The organism is Nocardioides pakistanensis (assembly GCF_054781215.1).
In genome coordinates, this window is sequence record NZ_BAAGUV010000009.1 from 1 (window position 1) to 8082 (window position 8082).

An 8082-nucleotide genomic window follows, 5' to 3' on the forward strand; every position below is an offset into this window, starting at 1 on the left:
CGCGGCATCGTCGAACGACTCCACGAGGCCGCCGAGCGTGGCCTGTGGGCCGAGCCCGACGCCGAGATCCTGGCCGCGATGCAGCAGGTGTACCTCGAGGTCGAGGGTGACCTCGAGGACCGCGAGTGAGCGCACGATGAGGATCCGCGTTCTCGGCGTTGGGATGGGGCCGCAGCACGTCACCCCCGAGGTGGCCGACGCGCTCCGGTCGTGTGACTACGTGCTCGCCGCCGAGAAGCGCGAGGACGACAGCCTGCTCTCGGTCCGCCGGGGCATCGCGGCCCAGCATGGCGTCGAGGTGGTCGCGGTCCCCGATCCCGAGCGGGATCGGGCGGATCCGGCCGACTATGCCAAGGCGGTCCAGGAGTGGCACGAGGCTCGGGTGGCGGCCTACGAGCAGGTCCTGCGTGAGCGGGGCGGCACCGCGGCGTTCCTCGTCTGGGGCGACCCGTCGCTCTACGACTCGACGCTCCGGGTCGTCGACCGGCTCGTCGAGCGGTTGCCGCTGGAGTACGACGTCCTCCCGGGGATCAGCGCACCGCAGTTGTTGGCCGCCCGTCACCGGATCGTGCTGCACCCGGTCGGGCAGCCCGTCCACATCACCACCGGCCGCCGGCTCCGCAAGGACCTCGCGGACGGCCAGACCAACCTGTGCGTCATGCTCACCGGCACCCTCGACCTGGCCGGGCTCGACGACTGGTCGATCTGGTGGGGTGCCAACCTCGGCACCGACTCCGAGGAGCTCGCCGCGGGGCGGGTCGCCGACGTGCTGCCGTCGATCGAAGCGGCCCGCGAGCGTGCGAAGACAACGGCCGGCTGGGTGATGGACGTCTATGTGCTGCGGGCTCGGGAGGCGCAGCTGTGAGCGGTCTGCTCGTCGCCGGGACGACCTCGGACGCGGGCAAGTCGGTCGTCACCACCGGCCTGTGCCGCGCCTTCGCCCGACGCGGCGTCAAGGTGGCGCCGTACAAGGCCCAGAACATGTCGAACAACTCGATGGTCTGCGCCGCCACCGACGGCACGACCGCCGAGATCGGCCGGGCACAGTGGGTCCAGGCACTGGCCGCCCGGGTCACACCCGAGCCGGCGATGAACCCGGTGCTTCTCAAGCCGGGCAGCGACCGACGCAGCCATGTCGTCCTGATGGGCCACCCCGCGGGCGAGGTCTCGTCGGCGGACTGGGAGACCGGCCGACGCCACCTGGCCACGGCCGCGCACACCGCGTACGACGACCTCGCCTCGCGCTTCGACGTCATCGTAGCCGAGGGAGCCGGGAGCCCGGCCGAGATCAACCTGCGCGCCGGCGACTACGTGAACATGGGTCTTGCCCGGCACGCATCGCTCCCCACCGTGGTCGTGGGCGACATCGACCGGGGCGGCGTCTTCGCGGCGATGTACGGCACGGTTGCGCTCCTGGAGCCCGCCGACCAGAGGCTTGTCGCGGGTTTCGTGGTCAACAAGTTCCGCGGCGAACTGGCGCTCCTCTCCCCCGGCCTGGACTCGCTGGAGCGGCTCACCGGCCGTCCGGTGTACGGCGTGCTGCCGTGGGATCCGAGCCTGTGGCTGGACTCCGAGGACGCCCTCGACCTCGACGGTCGTCGTGCGCGCGGCGACGGCGCCTTCCGGGTCGCGGTGGTGCGGTTGCCGCGGATCAGCAACTTCACCGACGTCGATGCTCTCGGCCTCGAACCCGACCTCGACGTCGTCTTCGTCTCCGGCGCCCGCGACGTCGCCGACGCCGACCTGATCGTGGTGCCGGGCACCCGCTCGACGATCAGCGACCTGGCCTGGCTGCGCGCGCGGGGCCTCGACGCCGCGATCCACGACCACGCCCGCCGTGGTCGACCGGTGCTCGGCATCTGCGGCGGCTTCCAGATGCTCGGCCGGACCATCACCGACCCTGACGGTGTCGAAGGAATGCCGGGTGCCGAGGTCGAGAGCCTGGGGCTCCTCGACGTCCGCACCGACTTCGCCGCGGAGAAGGTGCTGCGCCTGCCTACCGGCGCCGCCCTGGACGCACCCGCGTCGGGCTACGAGATCCACCACGGCCGGATCACCCGCGGCGGCGGCGAGGAGTTCCTCGGCGGCGCTCGCGAGGGCAACGTCCTCGGCACGATGTGGCACGGCAGCCTCGAGGGCGACGCGTTGCGGGGCGCGCTGCTCTCTGAGCTGCTCGGCCGAGAACCGTCCGGGGTCAGCTTCAGTGCTGCCCGCGACGCGCGGCTCGAACGGCTGGGCGACCTGGTCGAGGAGCACCTCGACGTCGACGCGCTACTGGAACTCGCCCGCGACGGCGCACCGGCCGGCCTGCCCGTCCTACCGCCAGGAGGTTCCGCATGAGGCTGCTGCTCCTGGGAGGCACCAGCGAGGCCCGTGACCTCGCGGCCCGATTGGTCGGCGATCACGACCGCGACATCGAGGTGACCAGCTCGCTGGCCGGCCGGGTGGCCGAGCCACGACTGCCGGTCGGGAGGGTGCGCATCGGCGGCTTCGGCGGCGTCGCGGGCCTGCAGTCCGCGCTCGCTGAGTACGACGTCGTGGTCGATGCGACGCATCCCTTCGCCCTCGGTATGAGTTCGAACGCTGTGGCCGCCTGTCGCCTCGACGGCGTCCCCCTGCTGCGGCTCGAGCGCCCCGGTTGGGAACCGGACCCGAGCTGGAACTACGCCGACGACCACGAGCAGGCGAGCACGCTGGCCGCCTCCCTCGGTGCGCGCCCGTTCCTCACGGTCGGCCGCCAGGAGCTGGCTCGCTTCGTCCCCGTCCTGTCCAAACATGCCGTGCTCGCCCGGGTCGTCGACCGCCCCGCCACCGACCTGCCCGAGCCATGGACGCTGCTGACCAGCCGGGGCCCCTACACCCTCGACGGCGAGCTCGCCCTGATCCGGCAGCACGCCATCGACGTCCTCGTCACCAAGGACTCCGGTGGCACCTACACCTGGCCCAAGATGCAGGCCGCCGCCGAGCTCGGCGTCGCCGTGGTCGTCGTACGACGCCCCGCCGGCCCGGTGGGGGTGCCGACCGTGCACGACGTGGACGATGCCGTCGCGTGGGTCAGGGAGCAATCGTGAATGAGCCGGACACAGCGCTGGTCGTCGTTGGCATGTCCGTCTCCGATGTCGACCGGCGCGACGAGCTGCTGACTGCAGCCGCCTGCCACGGTGCGAGCGTCGCCTTCCTGCAGATGGGCGACCCGTCGCTCTCGCGCGAGCTCACCCGGCTCGCGGACCTCGGCACCGCTACGGTCATCCTCGCCGGGGTGAACCTGGGGCCGCTCTCGCCGGCCCACTCCTGGCTGCGCCGCATCGCCGCACACTGGTGGCGCGAGCGTACCGGGCACCGCCCGGTCATCGAGGTCGCGACCCGGCTGGCGACCACGATCGAGGGCATCGAGGTCACGCTGTTCGACCTCAAGCCGATCTCCGGCGACGAGCCGGGCCTGACCTCGGCCGCCTGGGAGGACGTGACCCGCCACCAGCGTCAGGTGCTCGTCTGCCGCGGGCCGCGCTGCACGGCCCGGGGATCCGACGAGACCGCCCGCGCGCTGATCCTGGGACTCATGGAGGCCGGCCTCGGCGACCACGACGTGCTGCTCACCCACACCGGTTGCCAGTTCCCCTGCAACCAGGCGCCGGTCGTCAGCGTGCAGCCCGACGACGTCTGGTACGGCGGCGTCGACGCCGACACAGCCCGGCGGATCGTGGCCGACCACCTGGTTGCCGACACTCCCGTGGAAAGCCGTCGGCTCCGGCGCTGAGCGTGGGAGCCGACGGTTGGTTCGCGGGACTCGCGTTCAGAGGCTCGCGGCGAGCGCCCGCCGCTGCGCCTGCGCCGTCTGCGCGGCGTAGAGCCGACCGACCAGTCCGGTGAGCACCACGCCGATCACGCCCCACATCGTGGCCAGCGTGAACAGTGACGCCCGGCGGAAGAACCACAGCGTGTCGCCCGGGAAGTCGCCGACCTCGTTGACGGTGGTGAACAGTTGGCCGGCCACGACCATGACGGCCAGGTAGCCGGCTGCCCCGACGACGACGCCGCCGAAGGTGCCGAGGCGGTCGCACAGCCGCAGCCCGGCGTACGTCGCGGAGACGGCCACCAGGACCGAGACGACCACGAAGCCGAAGTAGAGCGCAGTCCGGTCGCCGATGGTGTCACCACTTCCTACCGCCGGCGGGTTCGCCGGATACTTCAGGAACGGCACCAGGGCGAAGGCGACGAAACCGAGCAAGGCAACCAGGGCGGTGGACTGGCCGGGCTGTAGCCGGCCCATGCGACCGACGGCACCGGCCGCGACCAGGGCGACGATGCCGCCGAGCGCGACACCGACGGCGAGGCTGCCGGTGAGCAGCCCCCAGGTTCTCTGAGTGCCTCGAGAGACCGCCGTGTTTTCGTCCTCCTCACCGTGGGAGTGGCTGTCCGTGTCGCTGTGTCCGCCGGAGGGCTCGTCGCTATGGTCGTGGGATCCCTCGGCCGGCGCCTCGCCGGAGGCGGCGGTCGACTCCTCGAGGGCGATGGCGGCCTCGACGTGGGGCTCCCCTACCGAGTAGGCGACGAAGAAGGTGGCGATGCCGGCGACCAGCCCGGCAACCAGGCCGCGGATCAGAAATGCGCGTGCAGTCATGCTTGTTCCGTTCAGGAAAGCAGCGCGGCGCCGACGTCAGCGCCACGCGGCGAGAAGGGTCATCAACGGCCCCGCTGCGTTTGACGGGGTCCCTATCGCGCCGAAGCGCGCTCGGAGCTCGACCTGGGGCCAGGGCTGAGGCCCGAGGCCCGAGGCCTGGCTGGATCCGTGCCTAGTGGCAGGGGTAGCCCAAGAGGTGACGTCCGTCGTGGACCCACTCGTGAAGCGCCGTCCCGGCGAAGAGGGACACCGCACCCTGGTCAGTGCTGACGAAGAAGAGCACCAGCAGGCTGAGCAGACCGAAGAACAGCGCCCATGGCGCGAGCTGGCCGACCGGAATGGTGGGAACGGAAGGGGCGCCAGCGACCGGCGCCGCAGAGAGCTGCGACATGTTTCCTCCTCAGGGATACGTGCGTCCCTGTTCGATGGGATGGATACGGACACTCGGGTCTGACTCCACCGCCCGGAGGCGATGTCACAGTAGCGCGACTGTGCCGGATTCACACCGGCTTCCTCGTGCCCGTCAGCCGGATGCTATCGCACGCCGGCCCACTGTGTGCGCCTAGCCACGAGTAGCGCGCCAGATGCCGACACGACCGCACCGATGATGCCGACCCTGCGTGCGAGTTGGGCTGCGCAGCCGATGTCCTCAGGCCGTACGGCCCGGCCGTCACCCATGACGGCCCGGTGCTCGATCCGGCCGCCGTAGTAGCGGTTCGTGCCGCCCAGCCGGATGCCGAGCGCGCCGGCGAAGGTCGCCTCGACGACGCCGGCGTTCGGGCTTGGATGGGCGGCAGCGTCGCGGCGCCAGGCCCGGGCGGCGGACCGCGCCGTTCGTGGCGTGGCGAGGAGAGTAGCGGCACCGGCGAGCCGCGAGCCGGGCAGGTTGACCAGATCGTCTAAGCGCGCGGCGGCCCAGCCGAACCGCTCGTAGCGGTCGTTGTGGTGGCCGACCATCGCGTCAAGAGTGTTGGCCGCCCGGTAGCCGAGCAGCCCGGGCACCCCCGCAACGGCACCCCACACGAGCGGTGCCACGACGGCGTCCGAGGTGTTCTCCGCGACCGACTCCACCACCGCGCGGGCGACCTCCGACTCATCCAGCGCCGAGGTGTCACGGCCCACCAGGTGGGTGAGGCGCTCGCGGGCTGCGGGCATGTCGCCGTCGCCCAGGCAAGCGTCCACCCCGAGGGCCTCCCGTTCGAGCGAGCGACCACCGAGCACCACCCAGGTCGCCACGGCGGTGGCGCCTGCCCGTGCCGCAGGATGCCGCGCGGCCCGCTCGGCCGCGACACCGACGACGATCGCCGCTCCGACCAGCGCTGCCGTGTGTGCCGCACCCCGCAGCCGCGAGTCGGCGTACAGCCGTCGCTCCAGGGCCGCCGCCGCGGTGCCGAAGCCGGCAACCGGATGGACACGTTGCGGGTCTCCCAGCATGCGGTCCGCGGCAAAGCCGAGCAGCAGACCGTAGGCCCGGGCGCTCACGCCCGTAGCTCGGAGAGCAACGCCACCTCGCGCAGAACGGCCGAGGCGCTGCGGACCATCGGCACGGCCGCGACAGCGCCTGACCCCTCCCCCAGCCGCATGCCGAGGTCGAGCACCGGGTCTCGGCCCATCTTGGCGATCGCGAGCGACTGAGCAGGCTCTGTCGACCGGTGACCGGCGGCGTACCAGGCGGCGGCGCCCGGCTCGATCCGGTCGGCGGTCAGCGCACAGGCCACGCTCATCAGTCCGTCGAGCACCACCGGGACGCCGTCCTGGGCGGCCGCGAGGAGGTAGCCGGTCGTGGCGGCCAGGTCTGCGCTGCCCAGGGCGGTCAGAGTCTCGACCGGGTCGCCGACCCGGGTGCCGGCACGCCGGAGGGCGGCGTCGACGACCTCGGTCTTGTGCGCCAGCGCGACATCGTCGATCCCCGTGCCGCGTCCCACCACCTCGGCTGCGGGAAGCCCGAGCCCGGCAGCGATGAGCGCCGCCGCCGGAGTGGTGTTGCCGATGCCCATGTCTCCGCCGAGGAGCAGCTGGGCACCGGCCCTGATCTCCTCGCGCGCGATGGCGGCCCCGGCGTCGAGGGCCTGGCGCGTCTGGTCGGGCGTGAGTGCGTCCTCGAGGTGGATGGCGCCGCTCGACCGGCGGACCTTGTGGGCCGTGAGGGCCGCACGAGCCTCCGGCTCGACGTCGGAGAAGTCGTCGTCGACGCCGAGGTCGAGCACCCGGACGGCGACGTCGTGCGTCGCCGCCAGGGCATTCACAGCGGCCTTGCCGGCAAGGAACGTGCGGACCATGTCACCGGTGATCGCCGACGGGAACGCGGAGACACCGTGCGCGGCGACGCCGTGGTCGCCGGCGAAGATGACGAGCCGGACGTCGTCCAGGGGTCGGGGAGGTACCTGTCCCTGGCAGGACGCGAGCCAGACACCCAGCTCGCCGAGGCGGCCGAGGGCGCCAGGCGGGGTGGCCAGCGCGGCCAACCGCTTGGCGGCGTGGTCGCGGGCGATGTCGGAGGGGGCGGAGACGTAGGGCATGACGGACCTCACGAGGTGGGTTGGAGGAGACGGACCGCGTCGAGCGCGGCGAACAGCCGGTCGGTCATCGCCGGGGCTCGGACGGCGACACGGACCCAGGTGGCGTCGAGGCCGGGGAACGTGTCGGCCCGGCGTACGGCGACACCGCGCTCTCTCAGCGCCGCGTGGGCGCCGGGTCCGGGCCGCGCCAGGACGAAGGGCGCCGCCGACGGCACGTAGGGGATGTTGCGTCCGCGCAGACCGTGCTCCAGCACGTCGCGCCACCGAGTGAGGGTGGCCGCGCGCTCGTGGGCCTCGGCGGTCGCGGCGCGGCTGGTGCACGCGATCGTTGCGGCGATGGCCGGCGCGGAGACGGACCAAGGCGTTTGCCGGTCGGCCAACGAACGGACCTGCGTGCGATCGCCGACGATGTAGCCGGCTCGGATGCCCGGGATGGACCAGTGCTTGGTCAGGCTCCGGACGACCACCAGGCCCTCCAGGCGCTCGTGGGCCAAGGAGCCGGTCTCGCCGGGGACCGCGTCCATGAAGGCCTCGTCGACCACGACGAGTCGACCTCTCCGGCGCAGACCGCGGAGCAGGTCTGCGGGGTGGAGGACACCGGTCGGATTGGTGGGATTGCCGATGACGACGAGGTCGGCGTCATCATGGATCGCGTCGGGGTCGAGCGCGAAGCCATTCTCCGGTCGGCACAGCACCGTCGTCACGGTGTGTCCGGCCTGCTCCAGCGCCGCATGCGGCTCGGTGAACTGGGGGTGTACGACGACGGGGCGCCGCCACCGACGTGACTGCGCGATCAGCGTGAACGCCTCCGCGGCGCCGGCGGTCGGAAGGACCTCCTCGAGCTCTCGGCCGTGCCGCTGGGCGATCGCGGCGCGAGCCGGCTCGGCGTCGGGGTACGCCGCCGCCGCGGTGAGGCTGTCGCGCAGGGCGCGCTCCAGCCAG

Annotated in this window: 9 protein-coding genes; 4 read left to right on the forward strand and 5 right to left on the reverse strand. The window is 72.4% G+C overall.

What is annotated here, in order from left to right; translation table 11 throughout:
- The first annotated feature begins 136 nt into the window (after positions 1–136).
- From cobF to ACYVIH_RS03350, 4 genes are read left to right on the forward strand one after another with little or no spacing between them, the layout of a single operon-like run.
- Entirely contained in the window at positions 137–865 is a 729-nt protein-coding gene (gene cobF / locus ACYVIH_RS03335; RefSeq protein ID WP_460865978.1) for a precorrin-6A synthase (deacetylating), read from the forward strand.
- Positions 862–2340 (forward strand): cobyric acid synthase, encoded by a 1479-nt coding sequence (locus ACYVIH_RS03340; protein ID WP_460865981.1) that lies wholly within the window; start codon positions 862–864, stop codon positions 2338–2340. Before cobF ends, ACYVIH_RS03340 begins: the two co-directional genes overlap by 4 nt.
- On the forward strand, positions 2337–3071 hold the full coding sequence (locus tag ACYVIH_RS03345; protein ID WP_460865984.1) for a cobalt-precorrin-6A reductase: 735 nt from the start codon (positions 2337–2339) through the stop codon (positions 3069–3071). The genes ACYVIH_RS03340 and ACYVIH_RS03345 overlap by 4 nt, the downstream gene beginning before the upstream one ends.
- On the forward strand, positions 3068–3757 hold the full coding sequence (locus tag ACYVIH_RS03350) for a (2Fe-2S) ferredoxin domain-containing protein (protein ID WP_460865986.1): 690 nt from the start codon (positions 3068–3070) through the stop codon (positions 3755–3757). Before ACYVIH_RS03345 ends, ACYVIH_RS03350 begins: the two co-directional genes overlap by 4 nt.
- Before the next feature lie 36 nt (positions 3758–3793).
- Here ACYVIH_RS03350 and ACYVIH_RS03355 read toward each other — a convergent pair whose 3' ends face one another.
- From ACYVIH_RS03355 to cobC, 5 genes are all read right to left on the reverse strand, one after another.
- Entirely contained in the window at positions 3794–4621 is an 828-nt protein-coding gene (locus ACYVIH_RS03355) for a CbtA family protein (protein WP_460865988.1), read from the reverse strand.
- A gap of 172 nt (positions 4622–4793) precedes the next feature.
- Positions 4794–5012 carry a CbtB domain-containing protein gene (locus tag ACYVIH_RS03360; protein ID WP_460865990.1) on the reverse strand — a complete coding sequence of 73 codons (219 nt, stop codon included), beginning with the start codon at positions 5010–5012 and terminating at the stop codon, positions 4794–4796.
- A gap of 143 nt (positions 5013–5155) precedes the next feature.
- The gene (locus tag ACYVIH_RS03365) at positions 5156–6103 is read right to left on the reverse strand and encodes a cobalamin biosynthesis protein (RefSeq protein ID WP_460865992.1); all 948 of its coding nucleotides are present in this window, start codon (positions 6101–6103) and stop codon (positions 5156–5158) included.
- Positions 6100–7140: a nicotinate-nucleotide--dimethylbenzimidazole phosphoribosyltransferase gene (gene cobT, locus ACYVIH_RS03370; protein WP_460865994.1), complete on the reverse strand. Its 1041-nt coding sequence runs from the start codon at positions 7138–7140 to the stop codon at positions 6100–6102. The genes ACYVIH_RS03365 and cobT overlap by 4 nt, the downstream gene beginning before the upstream one ends.
- Before the next feature lie 8 nt (positions 7141–7148).
- Positions 7149–8082 (reverse strand): Rv2231c family pyridoxal phosphate-dependent protein CobC (cobC, locus tag ACYVIH_RS03375; protein ID WP_460865997.1); only part of this gene is annotated, 934 nt, incomplete at its 5' end.